The organism is Mycolicibacterium sp. Y3, from assembly GCF_051188035.1.
Lineage (GTDB): Bacteria > Actinomycetota > Actinomycetes > Mycobacteriales > Mycobacteriaceae > Mycobacterium > Mycobacterium fluoranthenivorans.
This window is the reverse complement of the sequence record NZ_JAVQLT010000001.1, coordinates 2,166,317-2,181,085: the sequence shown is the minus strand read 5'-3', so window position 1 is coordinate 2,181,085 and position 14,769 is coordinate 2,166,317. Positions and strand designations below refer to the sequence as shown.

At 64.0% G+C, this 14,769-nt stretch carries 9 protein-coding genes and 2 rRNA genes; 6 read left to right on the top strand and 5 right to left on the bottom strand.

Going from position 1 to position 14,769, the window contains the following annotated elements; all coding sequences use genetic code 11:
* The first annotated feature begins 41 nt into the window (after positions 1-41).
* Positions 42-1,646 carry an adenylate/guanylate cyclase domain-containing protein gene (locus QN239_RS10675; protein WP_499010145.1) on the top strand — a complete coding sequence of 535 codons (1,605 nt, stop codon included), beginning with the start codon at positions 42-44 and terminating at the stop codon, positions 1,644-1,646.
* On the opposite strand, the gene glsA is transcribed toward QN239_RS10675, so the two are convergent.
* Both glsA and QN239_RS10665 read right to left on the bottom strand, forming a co-directional pair.
* A complete protein-coding gene (glsA, locus tag QN239_RS10670) occupies positions 1,635-2,927 on the bottom strand; it encodes a glutaminase A (protein WP_499010143.1) in 1,293 nt (430 codons plus the stop codon). The two genes, QN239_RS10675 and glsA, sit on opposite strands and share 12 nt — an antisense overlap.
* Positions 2,928-2,938: 11 nt before the next feature.
* The gene (locus QN239_RS10665; protein ID WP_499010140.1) at positions 2,939-4,855 is read right to left on the bottom strand and encodes a DUF1214 domain-containing protein; all 1,917 of its coding nucleotides are present in this window, start codon (positions 4,853-4,855) and stop codon (positions 2,939-2,941) included.
* A 376-nt stretch (positions 4,856-5,231) separates the two neighbouring features.
* Between QN239_RS10665 and QN239_RS10660 the strand changes: the two genes are divergently transcribed.
* Positions 5,232-5,906 carry a TetR/AcrR family transcriptional regulator gene (locus QN239_RS10660; protein ID WP_499010138.1) on the top strand — a complete coding sequence of 225 codons (675 nt, stop codon included), beginning with the start codon at positions 5,232-5,234 and terminating at the stop codon, positions 5,904-5,906.
* Positions 5,903-6,523 carry a TetR/AcrR family transcriptional regulator gene (locus QN239_RS10655; protein ID WP_499010136.1) on the top strand — a complete coding sequence of 207 codons (621 nt, stop codon included), beginning with the start codon at positions 5,903-5,905 and terminating at the stop codon, positions 6,521-6,523. Before QN239_RS10660 ends, QN239_RS10655 begins: the two co-directional genes overlap by 4 nt.
* On the opposite strand, the gene QN239_RS10650 is transcribed toward QN239_RS10655, so the two are convergent.
* Positions 6,506-7,774 carry an AarF/UbiB family protein gene (locus QN239_RS10650; protein WP_499010134.1) on the bottom strand — a complete coding sequence of 423 codons (1,269 nt, stop codon included), beginning with the start codon at positions 7,772-7,774 and terminating at the stop codon, positions 6,506-6,508. The two genes, QN239_RS10655 and QN239_RS10650, sit on opposite strands and share 18 nt — an antisense overlap.
* A 526-nt stretch (positions 7,775-8,300) precedes the next feature.
* Between QN239_RS10650 and QN239_RS10645 the strand changes: the two genes are divergently transcribed.
* The 3 genes from QN239_RS10645 to QN239_RS10635 all read left to right on the top strand — a co-directional run bounded on the left by QN239_RS10645 (position 8,301) and on the right by QN239_RS10635 (position 11,191).
* Positions 8,301-9,125, top strand: coding sequence for an alpha/beta hydrolase (locus QN239_RS10645; RefSeq protein ID WP_499010132.1), 825 nt, complete (start codon positions 8,301-8,303; stop codon positions 9,123-9,125).
* Between the two features lie 78 nt (positions 9,126-9,203).
* The gene (locus tag QN239_RS10640) at positions 9,204-10,706 is read left to right on the top strand and encodes an AlkA N-terminal domain-containing protein (protein WP_499010130.1); all 1,503 of its coding nucleotides are present in this window, start codon (positions 9,204-9,206) and stop codon (positions 10,704-10,706) included.
* Entirely contained in the window at positions 10,703-11,191 is a 489-nt protein-coding gene (locus tag QN239_RS10635; RefSeq protein WP_499010128.1) for a methylated-DNA--[protein]-cysteine S-methyltransferase, read from the top strand. Before QN239_RS10640 ends, QN239_RS10635 begins: the two co-directional genes overlap by 4 nt.
* Before the next feature lie 98 nt (positions 11,192-11,289).
* On the opposite strand, the gene rrf is transcribed toward QN239_RS10635, so the two are convergent.
* Both rrf and QN239_RS10625 read right to left on the bottom strand, forming a co-directional pair.
* A 5S ribosomal RNA gene (rrf, locus tag QN239_RS10630) occupies positions 11,290-11,402 on the bottom strand.
* 180 nt (positions 11,403-11,582) lie between these two features.
* Positions 11,583-14,706 (bottom strand): 23S ribosomal RNA (locus QN239_RS10625).
* Positions 14,707-14,769 lie beyond the last annotated feature (63 nt).

Sequence of the window (14,769 nt, the reverse complement as noted above, 5' to 3'; positions counted from 1 at the left end):
ACCATAGATTGCCCGGGCGTTGTCACTAGGCTGACGCCACGATGACGGCCAAGAAGAGCACCGCGCAAAGACTCGGTCTGGTGTTGGAGAAGGTGACCAGCCAGAGCAGCCGGGTGCCGAGCACCCCGGCCTACGGATCATGGATTCTCGGTCGCGTTTCGGAGACCCAGCAACGCCGCCGCGTCCGCATCCAGACCATCCTCACCACGTTCGCACTCGGGGCCAATCTCATCGGTGTCGGCGTGGCCGTCCTGGTCGTCACGGTGACCTTCCCGGTCCCCGGCGTGTTCGACGCACGGGTGCGATGGATCACGTTCGCGGTGGCACCGGCCTACATCGTGCTGGCCTTCATCGTCGGGGTCGTCTGGGCGACCAACCGGGTCATCAACAACGTCCGGTGGGCGATCGAGGAACGCGAACCGACGCCGCGGGACCAGCGCAACACGTTCTTCGCGCCGTGGCGGCTCACCCGCGTCCTGCTGGCGCTGTGGGGCGGTGGCACCGTCGTGCTGACCGTGTTGTACGGACTGCAGGACACCAACTACATCCCGAAGGTGCTGCTCGGCATCAGCTTTCCCGGCATCGTGGTCTCGGCAAGCTGCTACCTGTTCACCGAATTCGCCCTGCGGCCGGTGGCCGCACAGGCCCTCGAGGTCGGTCCCCCGCCGCGGCGGTTCGCCCCCGGCATCATGGGCCGGACACTGACGGTCTGGGCACTCGGCTCCGGTGTGCCCGTGCTGGGCATCCTGCTGGCCGCGATCATCACGCTCTCGCTGCACATCGTGTCACCGACGCAGTTCACCGTCGCGGTGATGATCCTCGCGACCTTCGCGCTGGTGTTCGGCTTCATCCTGATGTGGATCCTGTCCTGGCTCACCGCCACCCCGGTGCGCGTCGTACGCGCCGCGCTCAACCGGGTGGAACGGGGCGACCTGGATACCGAGTTGGTCGTCTTCGACGGCACCGAGCTCGGCCAGCTCCAGCGCGGCTTCAACTCCATGGTCGTCGGCCTGCGCGAGCGCGAACGCGTACGCGACCTGTTCGGGCAGCACGTCGGACGCGAGGTCGCGGCGCTCGCGGAGAAGGAACGGCCTCAACTCGGCGGTGAAGAGCGCCATGCCGCAGTGATTTTCGTCGACGTGATCGGCTCGACCGCACTGGTGACCAGCCGCCCGGCGGTCGAGGTGGTCGCGCTGCTGAACCGGTTCTTCGCGGTCATCGTCGACGAGGTGGACCGCCACCACGGCCTGGTCAACAAGTTCGAAGGCGATGCGGTGCTGGCGGTATTCGGTGCGCCCGTCTCGCTGCCGAACCCCGAGGACGAGGCGCTGGGGGCCGCCCGGGCGATCGCCACCCGGCTCCGCGCCGAGGTCCCCGAGTTGAAAGCCGGTATCGGTGTGACGGCGGGTCAGGTGGTGGCGGGCAACGTCGGCGCCAAGGACCGATTCGAGTACACCGTCATCGGCGAGCCGGTCAACGAGGCCGCCCGGTTGTGTGAATTCGCCAAGTCGGTCCCCGGCCATCTGGTGGCGTCTTCGGACACGCTGCGCGGTGCCACCGAAACCGAAAGCGCCCATTGGACTCTGGGTGACACCGTCACCCTGCGCGGGCTGGATGCGCCGACCAGGCTGGCGTTACCGGTCTGAGAACTGCGCACGGATGAACGCCTGGGCGGCGTCGACGGCTTGCTCGATGGTCGCGTACCGGATGTTCTCGAACTCGGACCCGTCGGGGATCACCGTACGGTCCGGGTCCACGATCAGCCCGGCCTTGCCCCGGTCGCGCAGCGCCGTACTCATCCCGGACAGCAGAGCCCTGGCCGCGTCGTCGATATCGTCGACCCGCGAGACATCCAGGATCCCCACCGTGAAATCGTCGCAGCCGCGATCGACGGTGCGCACCACTTGCTCTGCACCGCAGAACAGCAGGTCGCCGTGCGTCTCGTAGACCCGGATGTTGTCGTGGGGTTGGTAGATGGCTCGCAGGGTGGCCCGGGAATCCCGCGACACGGTCAGGAAGTGCAGCCCCAGCTGCTCGGACAGACTGCGGCACAGCCGCACTCCCCGCACGCTGTTGCCCTTGGCGTCCAGTAGCGGCGAATAGACGCCGATGCCCACCTGCCCGGGCAGCACCGCCACGATCCCGCCACCCACCCCACTCTTGGCCGGCATGCCGACCGCACTGACCCAGTCGCCGGCCGCGTCGTACATCCCGCACGTCACCATCACCGACAAGGTGCGCCTGACCACCGCGGCGTCGGTGACCCGGCGGCCGGTCATCGGGTTGATACCGCCGCGGGCCAGCGTGGCGGCCATCCGGGCCAGGTCGGTGGTCGTGACATTGAACGAGCACTGCCGGAAGTACACGTCGAGCACCTCGTCGGGATCCCCGTCGAGCACACCGAAACTGGCCAGCATGTAGGCGATGGCGCGGTTGCGGCTGCCGGTCCGCATCTCCGATGCGTACACCTGCGGATCGATCTCCAGCTGCCTGCCCGCGAACGCGGAGTAGAACTCCCGGATCAGCCCGAACTTCTCATCGGGCGTGGCACCTGGAACCAGCGAAACGGCCGCAATCGCACCGGCATTGATCATCGGGTTCTTCGGCGTCTTGGTCGCGGGGTCGACGCTGATCTCGTTGAACGCCTCACCGGAGGGTTCGACGCCGATCTTGGCATCGACCGCGCGCTGCCCGATCTGATCCAGGGCAAGTGCGTAGGTGAACGGCTTGGAGATCGACTGGATGGTGAATTCCAGTGCCGCATCCCCGGATTCGTAGACGAATCCATCGGAGGAGGAAAGCGAGACCCCGAATCCGTCCGGGTCGACAGTGGTCAGCTCCGGGATGTAGCTGGCCAGCGCGCCCTCGGCCACCCCGGCGTGCTCGGATCGGATCAGGTCCAGATACTGCTGTACCAGTGCGGCCACAACCGCAGAGTCTACGGCTGCGGGTAGGGCGCGAACCGGTTGTCGAATCCGTTCTTGCGGACGGCGAGCTGCGCGGCCCGGTCGGCGGCGCCGACGTAAGTCGTCTCCGGGGGCAGCACGTCGCCGAGCTCGTCCAGGGTCACCAGCTGAGAGCCGACGGTCGGGGATGTCCCGTCCTGCAGTACCTGGAAGCGGATGGAGAGGGTGCCCTGATGCAGTCCACCGGTGGAAACCCAGTTCGCCACACCGGGATCGGTCGGCGACACCACGATCGTGTAGGTCCCGTCGTCGTTGGGTGTCGCCTGGGAGATGTTGAGGCTGGTCTGTTCGTTCCAGTAGTCCTTCGTGACGGTCCAGTCGTCGGTCACCGGGACGACGAAATATCCGGCGCCGTCCGGGTTGATCGTGAGCACCAGGGCCTGATCGTCGGCGAGCTGGAAGTAACCCGCACTCTGCAACTGGGTGGCCAGGAACTCGGCGTTGCGGGTCGGGTTGCGCAGCACGTTGGGTTCCTGACGTTGCCCCGTGGCCGGATCTGTGGTGGCGACGGCCATATAAGTGGCCTCGCGCTGAATGCCGAGCGCCATGATCACCGCGGTGACCGCGCCGCGCAGGACCGGAGGCACGGATGGGAGCGGCGGGATCAGCGAAACCAGTTTCGTCAGAACGGGATTGCGCACCACGGCCGGTCCGATCCGTGGAATGGCGAAGCCGCCGAGCTGGCTGAACAAGCTGTTCGGCGGACCTCCGACGCGGGTGATCTCCAGGCTCATCGGCACCTCGGTGCCCCAGTCCGACAACGTGTTGCGTGTCGCGATCAGGGTGGCGTCGGCGGGTAGTTGCAGATGGTTGACGCGCCCGTTGGCCGGCGTCGAGTCCGCGGTGATGGTGAACGTACCGTCGGGGTTGAACGTGAAGTTGTCCTTGGTGAGCACCGCCGCGGTGTTCCCGGTCAGACCGGTCAGCACGCTGAACGTGGTGTCGGCCGGCACGTGGGCAGGGTCGGCGAACCGCCCGGTGATCACGTACTTCGACGCGCCGTTGACCCCCATGAAGCGGTAGATGGTGTCCGGGTTGTCGTACAGGATGCGCGAGGCGGGAACGGTCTGGCCGGGTTGATCGGACCAGGTGTGCGGCGGGGCCACCTGCATGACGACGGTGGGTTCGGCCGAGTTGAGCAGCTGCTGCTGGAAGGCGGATGCCATGGCGTACGCATTCACCGCGGCGTCCAGGCGATCGACGTTCTCCTGGTCCGGTCCGCCGACCTTGTCGAACTGCTGCTTGGCAGCGGACAGGAACCCGGCACGCAGGGCGAGCTTCACCAACGCGACCGGCAGCGTGTTGACGACGCGCGTGGCCAGCTTCTCCGCCGCGAGCTGGTCCGGGGTGCCCAGGGGACTCGTCACCCCAGCCGGCTGCGCGGTGACCGCGGCAACCTTGGCCGTGGCAGTGGTCGTCGCCGTGGCGGTGCGGGCGCGGGAAGCGGTGTCGTTGTCATGGCCGACTTCGCGGCGTGCCACACCGGCAAGGGCCACCGCGGCCGGAGTGTCCTCGGGCACTGGTGGGCGATCCGGCGCCTCGTCATCGGGCTTGGGGGCAGGCGGCTCTCTCTTCGCCGTGACCAGACGCGACAGCGTGCGCTGGGCTCGGACGAGCGGCCGCCGCGACGTCGCGGTCCGAGGGCTTCCACCGGCCGTCGACGATGCGGCGGTGCCGTCGTTGGAGGATGGTGCCCGTTCGGAATCGGCCTTGGGCGTGGTTGCGGAGGCAGAGGTGTGGTCCGCGCCCGGCTGGCTCGCGCCGGCCGCGGGCGCGTCAGAAGGGGTCTCCGCGGCTGCGATACCCGGGGAGTTGGCGATCGCAGCTCCGATCCCCAAGGCCACGGCCAACCCGCCGATCCGTCCGATGAATGCTGCGCTGCTGGACAATCTGCACCTCTTTTGTGACGGCGATCACAACCCTGTATAGCAGCGCGGAAACCGCGGCATATCCAAACGTTCGATGCCGGATGCGCCCGCGACCTCCCGACCGGACGGCCCCGCTCGGCATTCGCGTGTCACCGACTCGCACTCAGCGGGCGGAGCAAACTTGCACAACCATGATTGATATGTCAATCTTTGCATCCCTGAGGTGCCCGCCGATGGTGGCGTGACAATCGGCCGCGGGTCCACCCCAGGTATCGAGGGGGCGCGACGGTGGTCAGGCGCGACGCGACTGACCACCCTCGTGAATTCCCTACGTGCCCGACTTCGGGTCCGCGGGTTACCCGAGAAGTTCAGCAGAGGATCGCTGTACACTCGCCGGGTGCAAGGGTCGGATGCCGCGGTCGAGGGCACTACACCGCGACGTGGCCGGCCGAAGACCGCGGGGCTGCAAGAGGCCCGGCGCAAGGCCATCGTCTCAGCGGCGTTCGCGGTGTTCACCCAGAAGGGGTATGACGACACCTCCATCGCCGATATCGCGGCTCATGCCGGAATCGGCCACGGCACCATTTACCGGTACTTCACCAGCAAACGCGAGATCCTGGATCACGTCTTCGATTTCGCGGTGGAGAAGACTGTGCACGCCCTCGCCTTCGAAGAACTCACCCTGGCCTTGGCCGACCGCGAACAGGCACGTGAATTGGTGCAGACAGTCGGCACGCGCCTTTTCGAACTGGTCGACCGCGAGCCCGGGCTACTCAAACTGATCACTGTGCAATGCAGTGCGATCGACCCGGAATTGCGCGAACGGGTCACCGGGCTGTACTCCATGCTGGACGCCGAATTATCGCGTGGCCTGCACCATCTGGCACCGTCGACCGATGACGACGGCGAGTGGACGCGCATGGGCCGTCTCGCGATCGGCATGATCGGCCCCGGCCTGGTGATGACTCTTCTCGGTGATTCCGACGAAGCCAAGCGCACGCACTTCCTGCAATCGGCACAGGCGTTGGTCGATCGTGGCGTGCTGACCGTCCCGGAGGGGGCGGCCGAATGACCGCAACGCCGGCCTCCGATCGCGCATCGCAGCTGTACGCGGCGGCCGTCGAGTTGTTCATGGCGAACGGCTACCGCGAGGTCGACGTCGCCGAGATCGCGGCAGCTGCCGGCGCCAGCCACGGCACGTTCTACAACTACTTCCGCAACAAGCGCGACGTCCTCACCGCCATCCAAGCGACCACCGAGGCCGAGATCCTCGCCACGGTCAGCCCTGCCGAAGGTGCGCCGCCCCCCACCGCCCGCGAGGACTTCATTGTCCAGTTCCAGGTTCGGATCTCCGGCGCCATAGCCTATTTCGTCGAGCGCGCAGAGTTCATGGCATTCATCGCGCTGACCGCCGCCGGGGTCGATGACGCCGCACTCGCCGCCACCCTCACCACCTATCAGCGCGCGGCCCAGCAGTTCACCCGGCTCTTCGAGCACGGCCGCGAACAAGGCTGGGTGCATCGCGATCTCGATCTCGATGTCGCGGGACAAGCTGCGGTGTCCGCGATCATCACGACGGTGCTGCCTGCCCTGGTCGGCGGCGCCGACGAGGTGGACGTCGAGGAAGCCACGGCGCTGTGCACCAACTATCTCCTGCACGGGATGCGCGGCCTACCGCATCCTCGTTGACTCCCACTGCGCGATGCGCCGGCCCATCGCGGTGGCCGGCTCCCCGCCCAGAATCCACTCCTCCGAGATCGCCCGCCAAGGCCCACTGGACTGCAGATCGCCCAGTAGCGCACACACACTCATCTCGGTTCGGCGCGAGAACAGGTGCTCACGCGGAACTCGTTGGCGGTATATGCCTTTGCGGAACTCCGAGCGAGGCAGGATCGCCTGGGACAGCGACCGGTAGGCCACCTTGGGAGTCAAGGTGACCACACCGGGCGCAAGATGCCAAGCAGCCACAGTGGTCAGGTAGTCCATCACCATCTCTTCGGGCATCGCCGTCTCGTCGACGATGAATCCGCCGGCGCGGGCGAACTCATAGGCCGTCCGAGAATCCCCGGCGAGCACCGCACCGAGAACCTTCCGTTCCAGCTCGAGCTGCGCCGAGTCCATCGCCAGGTACAGTCCGAAATCCACGAATCCCACCGCACCGTCGGCAAGCACCACGATATTGCCCGGATGGGGATCAGCACAGAACCGCCCGGTGGTGTGCACACCACCGCAGTAGAAGCGGTAGACGGCCTCACCGAGGTGGTCCGCCACTTCCGGTCGCACCGGACCGAGTTGGTCGAGCGTGGTGCCGTCCAGATACTCACTGGTCAGTATCTTTGCCGTACAGAGACTTTCAATGGGTTCAGGGATACGGAACACCGGATGGCCGAGGTGGTCCTGGTACGCCTGGCGGTGATTGGCGAACTCCCGCCGATAATCCAGTTCGAGCAGAATCTGATGACTCAGCTCGTCGACCAACTCCTCGAGGCCCACATTCGGTAAATCGCGGGACCGCAAACGGACCAGCAGCGCAAGGTTTTTCAGATCGGCGCGCACCGATGACTGGGCCGACGGGTACTGCACCTTGATGGCCACCGCCCTGCCGTCGTCGAGTTCGCCGCGGTAGACCTGTCCCAGCGAGGCCGACGCCAGCGGTTCGGGTTCGATGGACACCAACCGCCTTCGCCGGTCCCCCAGTTCGCGGTCGATGACGCGGAACATGGCCGCATTGGCGACCGCGGGTGCACGCCGGTACAGCGGGGCCAGTCGCCGGGAGAACTCATCGCGCGCCTCGGCCGAACTGAGCCCGAGGTTCAGCAGCGACAGCGCCTGCCCGAGTTTCATCGCGGCGCCCTTCATCGCGCCGAGCGCCGACACCAGATCGTCGGCAAGCCGCAGCACCTCGGCATCCCGGGCGGCGGCTTTCTCGTCGTCGGACATGAACGGTTCTCGCGCCCGCCGGAGGGCCCCGCGCGATACGTGCGTGACCGCCACTTTGCTCAGACGTGCGCCGCGGGCCACCCGGCCATGCGGCTGCCGATCGTCAGGCATCCTCACGCCCACATGTCAGTACAGCAATCATGTTTCAGTTGCCGTTGCGGCGAGATCGTCATCAGAGGATGACCAGCAGCAGCTATGACCACGTCTGTACGCCCCCCATTGGCCGTAACTTGGCGAATTCGCACGTCGGCGATCCGTCGACGGTGGCACAGAATTTTCCTGAGTGCAACTTTGTGCGCGGAGTCGCCAGCGCGCCGCAGCAACCTTCTGGAAATTAGTCGACTGGGATGTCAGTATTGGTCAGATTCGCGGCCCGCGGTACGGGAGGACCGACAGGGCTGCACAGGTGACACCACAGGGGGAGACAGATGACGACGGATATCACACGCATGGCGTGGCGATCAGGCTGGACCGGTACTGGTGCGCGGCGCCGCAACGACGCATGAATCCGAATGATACTCGACCGTTGCTGCAGAAGATCGACAAGGGCTTGGCGTCGTCAGCCCGCCCGGCGCTGGTGTTCATCCACGGCGCCGGCCATTCGGCTCAGTGCTGGGACGAGCATTTCCTGGACTACTTCGCCGACCGCGGTTACCGAGCCATCGCCCCGGACATGCACGGGAGAGGGCGCGGCGCCTCCGTCGCCGACCGCGTCAGTCGCGTCCACGCCCTCGCCGCCGATCTGCCGTCCGCACCGATCCTGATCGGCCATGCCAGCGGCGGGTACCTCGTCCAGGAATACCTGCGCACACACCGCAGTCCGGCGGCGGTGTTGCTCTGCTCCGCCCCATCGCGTACTCACCTGTCGGCGATGATGCGCGAAACCCGCCTGCGCGATCTGCTCTTCGGCGCGGGCACTGCGGATGCACTCGTCGAAGCGTGCTACGCCGACAGGGACGACGACGCCCTGCGCTCACTGTCCCCCGCCCTGGACCCGACGCACGCACTCAGACCGAAGCTGCGACTGCTCAGGCCCTATGACACGCTGACCCCCCTGCTGGTCATCGACGGCAGCCGGGATTCCTGGGACCCCTCGGTGGCCCAGTCACTGGCCCGCGACTACCACACCAAAGCCGAACTGATGCCCGGCCTGCGGCACGACGCGATGCACGGACCCGGATGGATGGCCGTGGCCGAACGCATCCGGCGCTGGGTCGAGGCCGTACACCTTCGGGTCTCCGCTGCGCGGACCATCGGCCCACCGGATCGGGTACACCGATTCGGCGTGGTGGGCACGTCGGCCCACACCACCGTCACACCGAGCAGTCCCCCGTGGGGAGGACGGCGATGACCGCGGTGCAGCACTCGCCGCCACATTGATGTCGTTTTCCCGCTAGTAGTGTCGGTGGGTGCGTGTCAGGCTGAAGGCATGCACGACGATTTCGACCGCTGTTACCGGGCCGTCCAGTCCAAGGACGCCCGCTTCGACGGCTGGTTCGTCACCGCCGTACTCACCACTGGAATCTATTGCCGCCCAAGCTGCCCCGTCCGCCCGCCACTGGCCCGCAACGTCCAGTTCCATCCGACGGCGGCGGCCGCGCAGCGCTTGGGCTTCCGAGCCTGTAAGCGGTGCCGCCCCGATGCGTCGCCGGGGTCTCCGGAATGGAATGTCCGCGGCGATGTGGTCGCCCGCGCCATGCGGCTGATCGCCGACGGCACCGTCGATCGGTCCGGCGTCACCGGACTGGCGGCCCATCTCGGCTACACCACCCGGCAGTTGGAACGGCTCCTCCAGGCCGAAGTCGGCGCCAATCCGCTGGCGCTGGCCCGGGCGCAGCGCACCCAGACCGCGCGCATCCTCATCGAGACGACCGACCTTCCCTTCGGGGACGTCGCCTTCGCCGCCGGGTTCGCGAGCATCCGCCAGTTCAACGACACCGTCCGTGAGGTCTGCGCCCTCACCCCCACCGACTTGCGCCGACGGGCGCGGACCAGGTTCGGCCGCGAGGACCATGCCACCTCCGATGTGCTGTCGTTGCGGCTGCCGGTCCGGACGCCGTTCGCCTTCGAAGGACTGTTCGGGCATCTGGCCGCCAGCGCGGTACCCGGCGTCGAGGAGGTCCGCGACGGTGCCTATCGCCGGACGCTTCGCCTTGCCTTCGGGTCAGCAGTGGTGAGCCTGACACCGCAACCAGACCATGTCCGCTGCCGCCTCGTGGTCGACGACTTCCGTGACTTGTCGGCGGCCATCGCCCGCTGCCGGCGGCTGCTCGATCTCGATGCCGACCCCACGGCCGTGGTGGAGGCGCTGAGCACCGACTCGCACCTCGCTCCGTTGGTGGCCAAGGCACCTGGGCAGCGCATACCGCGCACGGTGGACGAAGACGAACTCGCGATCCGGGTGGTTCTGGGGCAACAGGTGTCCCTCAAGGCCGCGCGCACGCATGCCCACCGGCTTGCGGTCCGGTACGGCACGCCCATCGCAGATGCGGGTGGCGCCCTGACACATACGTTCCCCTCGGTGGAACAACTGAGCGAGATGGACCCGCACCGGTTGGCCATGCCCGGGGCGCGACGCCGAACCCTCATCGCCCTGGTGGCCGCCCTTGCCGCCGGCGAGGTGGAGCTCGATGCCGGCGTCGACTGGAACCGGGCCCGGGCTCAGCTGCTGGCCTTGCCGGGGATCGGTCCGTGGACGGCCGAAGTGGTGGCGATGCGTGGGCTCGGGGACCCGGATGCCTTCCCCGTCACCGATCTCGGCGTCAGGGCGGCAGCCGCGTCTGTCGGGCTGCCTGCCGCAGCGGCCGCCCTCACCGCGCACAGCACGCGGTGGCGACCTTGGCGTGCCTACGCCACCCAACATCTGTGGACCGCATTGGACCATGCCGTCAACGACTGGCCGCCCACCGAGAATCAACAGGAGAAACGATGATGAGGTTCCGCTCGATCGGCAGTCCCGTGGGGCTGCTCACGTTGGCGGGGCGAGACGGACGATTGATGCACCTTCGTATGGTGGATCAGACGTACGAGCCGGACCGCGCCGAGTGGCAGCTCGACGAACACGCCTTTCCCGAGGCGGTGGAGCAGTTGAATGCCTATTTCGCCGGTACTCGCACGCATTTCGACCTGGATCTCGAATTGATGGGGACCGCATTCCAACGCAAGGTGTGGCAGGCGCTGCTGACCATTCCTTTCGGCGAAACTCGGTCATACGGCGAAATCGCGGAGCAGATCGGCTCGCCCACCGCATACCGGGCAGTGGGATTGGCCAATGGTCATAATCCGGTGGGCATCATCGTGCCGTGCCATCGAGTGATCGGCGCCAATGGCAATCTCACGGGTTATGGCGGCGGATTGGACAAGAAAAGGGCGCTCCTGGAAATGGAGAAGAGCAGGAATTCGCCGGCACTGTTCTGAAAACGTACGGAGGGTTTTGGCAGGGACGAAAATGCCCCAATACACAAATGCCTCGGCCCTCCAACTTTGTGGTTGGAGGGCCGAGGGCTTTAAATTGTGTTCGGCGGTGTCCTACTTTTCCACCCGAAAGGGTAGTATCATCGGCGCTGGTAGGCTTAGCTTCCGGGTTCGGGATGGGTCCGGGCGTTTCCCTACCGCTATGGCCGCCGTAACTCTATTCACTTTTCAGTGACCCCCTTCTTGAGGGGGAAATCTGTGGGTGTGTTTTGGTGGTGGGGTGCAGTCAAAATATTGTTTGATCTGCTGTGGATATTGTGTGGTTGCGGGCAATGTGTTGTGCGTCTTTTTTCTTACACATGGTTTTGATTTGTTACCCCACTTTTGTTGGGGTGTGTGTAAGTTTTCGGCCGGTTAGTACCAGTTCCCTGAACCTATTACTAGGTGTACAGGTCTGGCCTATCAATCCCGTGGTCTGCGGGGGGCCTTATCCCTCTAAAAGGGTGAGAAGCCTGGTCTTGGAAGAGGTTTCCCGCTTAGATGCTTTCAGCGGTTATCCTGTCCGAACGTAGCTATCCAGCCGTGCCCCTGGTGGGACAACTGGTAAACCAGAGGTTCGTCCGTCCCGGTCCTCTCGTACTAGGGACAGGTTTCCTCAAGCTTCTGACGCGCGCGGCGGATAGAGACCGAACTGTCTCACGACGTTCTAAACCCAGCTCGCGTGCCGCTTTAATGGGCGAACAGCCCAACCCTTGGGACCTGCTCCAGCCCCAGGATGCGACGAGCCGACATCGAGGTGCCAAACCATCCCGTCGATATGGACTCTTGGGGAAGATCAGCCTGTTATCCCCGGGGTACCTTTTATCCGTTGAGCGACACCCCTTCCATTCAGAGGTGCCGGATCACTAGTCCCGACTTTCGTCCCTGCTCGACATGTCCGTCTCGCAGTCAAGCTCCCTTGTGCACTTACACTCAACACCTGATTGCCATCCAGGTTGAGGGAACCTTTGGGCGCCTCCGTTACATTTTAGGAGGCAACCGCCCCAGTTAAACTACCCACCAGGCACTGTTCCTGAACCGGATATACGGTTCGAGGTTAGAGGCCCAATACGGTCAGAGTGGTATTTCAACAATGACTCCACACACACTGGCGTGCATGCTTCACAGTCTCCCACCTATCCTACACAAACCGAACCGAGCACCAATACCAAGTTGTAGTGAAGGTCCCGGGGTCTTTTCGTCCTGCCGCGCGTAACGAGCATCTTTACTCGTAGTGCAATTTCGCCGAGTCTATGGTTGAGACAGTTGAGAAGTCGTTACGCCATTCGTGCAGGTCGGAACTTACCCGACAAGGAATTTCGCTACCTTAGGATGGTTATAGTTACCACCGCCGTTTACTGGGGCTTAAATTCTCCGCTTCACCCTTACGAGTTAACGGGTCCTCTTAACCTTCCAGCACCGGGCAGGCGTCAGTCCGTATACATCGTCTTGCGACTTCGCACGGACCTGTGTTTTTAGTAAACAGTCGCTTCTCACTGGTTTGTGCCACCCCCCACCGCTGCCGGCCGCAAAGACCATGACAGTAGGAGGTCCCCCTTCTCCCGAAGTTACGGGGGCATTTTGCCGAGTTCCTTAACCATAGTTCACTCGTACGCCTTAGTATTCTCTACCTGACCACCTGTGTTGGTTTGGGGTACGGGCCGTGTGTGAGCTCGCTAGAGGCTTTTCTCGGCAGCATAGGATCACCGAATTCGCCTCAATCGGCTATGCATCACCTCTCAGGATTCATGAGACCCGGATTTACCTAGGCCTCTCCCTACCGGCTTGCCCCAGTATTACCACTGACTGGTACGGCTACCTTCCTGCGTCACCCCATCGCTTGACTACTACCAGAGAAGGTCCCGCGCAGCCTGTGCAATCCTCACACCCGAAGGTGATCGGTAACGCACATTTTGGGCGGTTAGTACCTCTGATTCATCATGGGCGCGCACACACGGGTACGGGAATATCAACCCGTTGTCCATCGACTACGCCTGTCGGCCTCGCCTTAGGTCCCGACTCACCCTGGGCGGACTGGCCTGCCCCAGGAACCCTTGGTCTTTCGGCGGGCAAGGTTCTCACTTGCCTTATCGCTACTCATGCCTGCATTCTCACTCCCACACCCTCCACAGCTCCATTACCAGGCTGCTTCACTGGGTGCAGGACGCTCCCCTACCCATCCAACAAATGTTGAATGCCGCGACTTCGGCGGTGTGCTTGAGCCCCGCTACATTATCGGCGCACAATCACTTGACCAGTGAGCTATTACGCACTCTTTCAAGGGTGGCTGCTTCTAAGCCAACCTCCTGGTTGTCTTCGCGACTGCACATCCTTTTCCACTTAGCACACGCTTAGGGGCCTTAGTCGGCGATCTGGGCTGTTTCCCTCTCGACGCACGGAGCTTATCCCCCGCCGTCTCACTGCCACGCTTACACTTACCGGCATTCGGAGTTTGGCTGACGTCAGTAACCTTGTGAGGCCCATCGGCCATCCAGTAGCTCTACCTCCGGCAAGAAACACGCAACGCTGCACCTAAATGCATTTCGGGGAGAACCAGCTATCACGGAGTTTGATTGGCCTTTCACCCCTACCCACAACTCATCCCCTCAGTCTTCAACCTAAGTGGGTTCGGGCCTCCACGCGGTCTTACCCGCGCTTCACCCTGGCCATGGGTAGATCACTCCGCTTCGGGTCCAGAACACACCACTACACCAACCCCTACGGATTGGATACGCCCTATTCAGACTCGCTTTCGCTGCGGCTACCCCACACGGGTTAACCTCGCGACATGTCCCTGACTCGCAGGCTCATTCTTCAAAAGGCACGCCATCACCCCACGACAAGTCGAGGGCTCTGACGGATTGTAGGCACACGGTTTCAGGTACTATTTCACTCCCCTCCCGGGGTACTTTTCACCATTCCCTCACGGTACTAATCCGCTATCGGTCATTGGGAAGTATTCAGGCTTACCGGATGGTCCCGGCAGATTCACAGCAGATTTCACGGGCCCGCTGCTACTCGGGGACAGTTCCACAACAGGGTGCACATTTTCGCGTACCGGGCTCTCACCGTCTACGGCAGGCCATCCCAAGACCACTTCCGCTAACACACACCTTTATCACTGTTGCCCTCATCGGCGGATGAGAGAAGAAACGCCCCACAACCCCGCACACACAACCCCCGCCGGGTATCACATGCATACGGTTTAGCCATCCTCCGCTTTCGCTCGCCACTACTCACGGAATCACTTTTGTTTTCTCTTCCTACGGGTACTGAGATGTTTCACTTCCCCGCGTTCCCCCCCACACCCTATATATTCAGGTGTGGGTAACACGACATCACTCGTGCTGGGTTTCCCCATTCGGACATCCTCGGATCCACGCTCGGTTGGCAGCTCCCCGAGGCATAACGCAGCCTCCCACGTCCTTCATCGGCTCCCAATGCCAAGGCATCCACCATGCGCCCTTAAACACTTACAACACAAAAAAACCAGAATAAAGAAAAAAGAAATTGCACATCACAACACACAAAACAATGAAACC

Coding starts and splice junctions, on each gene's coding strand:
- QN239_RS10675 (WP_499010145.1), top strand. CDS start 42: ATGACGGCCAAGAAGAGCACCGCGCAAAGACTCGGTCTGGTGTTGGAG.
- QN239_RS10655 (WP_499010136.1), top strand. CDS start 5,903: ATGACCGCAACGCCGGCCTCCGATCGCGCATCGCAGCTGTACGCGGCG.
- QN239_RS10635 (WP_499010128.1), top strand. CDS start 10,703: ATGATGAGGTTCCGCTCGATCGGCAGTCCCGTGGGGCTGCTCACGTTG.
- QN239_RS10650 (WP_499010134.1), bottom strand. CDS start 7,774: ATGTCCGACGACGAGAAAGCCGCCGCCCGGGATGCCGAGGTGCTGCGG.
- QN239_RS10640 (WP_499010130.1), top strand. CDS start 9,204: ATGCACGACGATTTCGACCGCTGTTACCGGGCCGTCCAGTCCAAGGAC.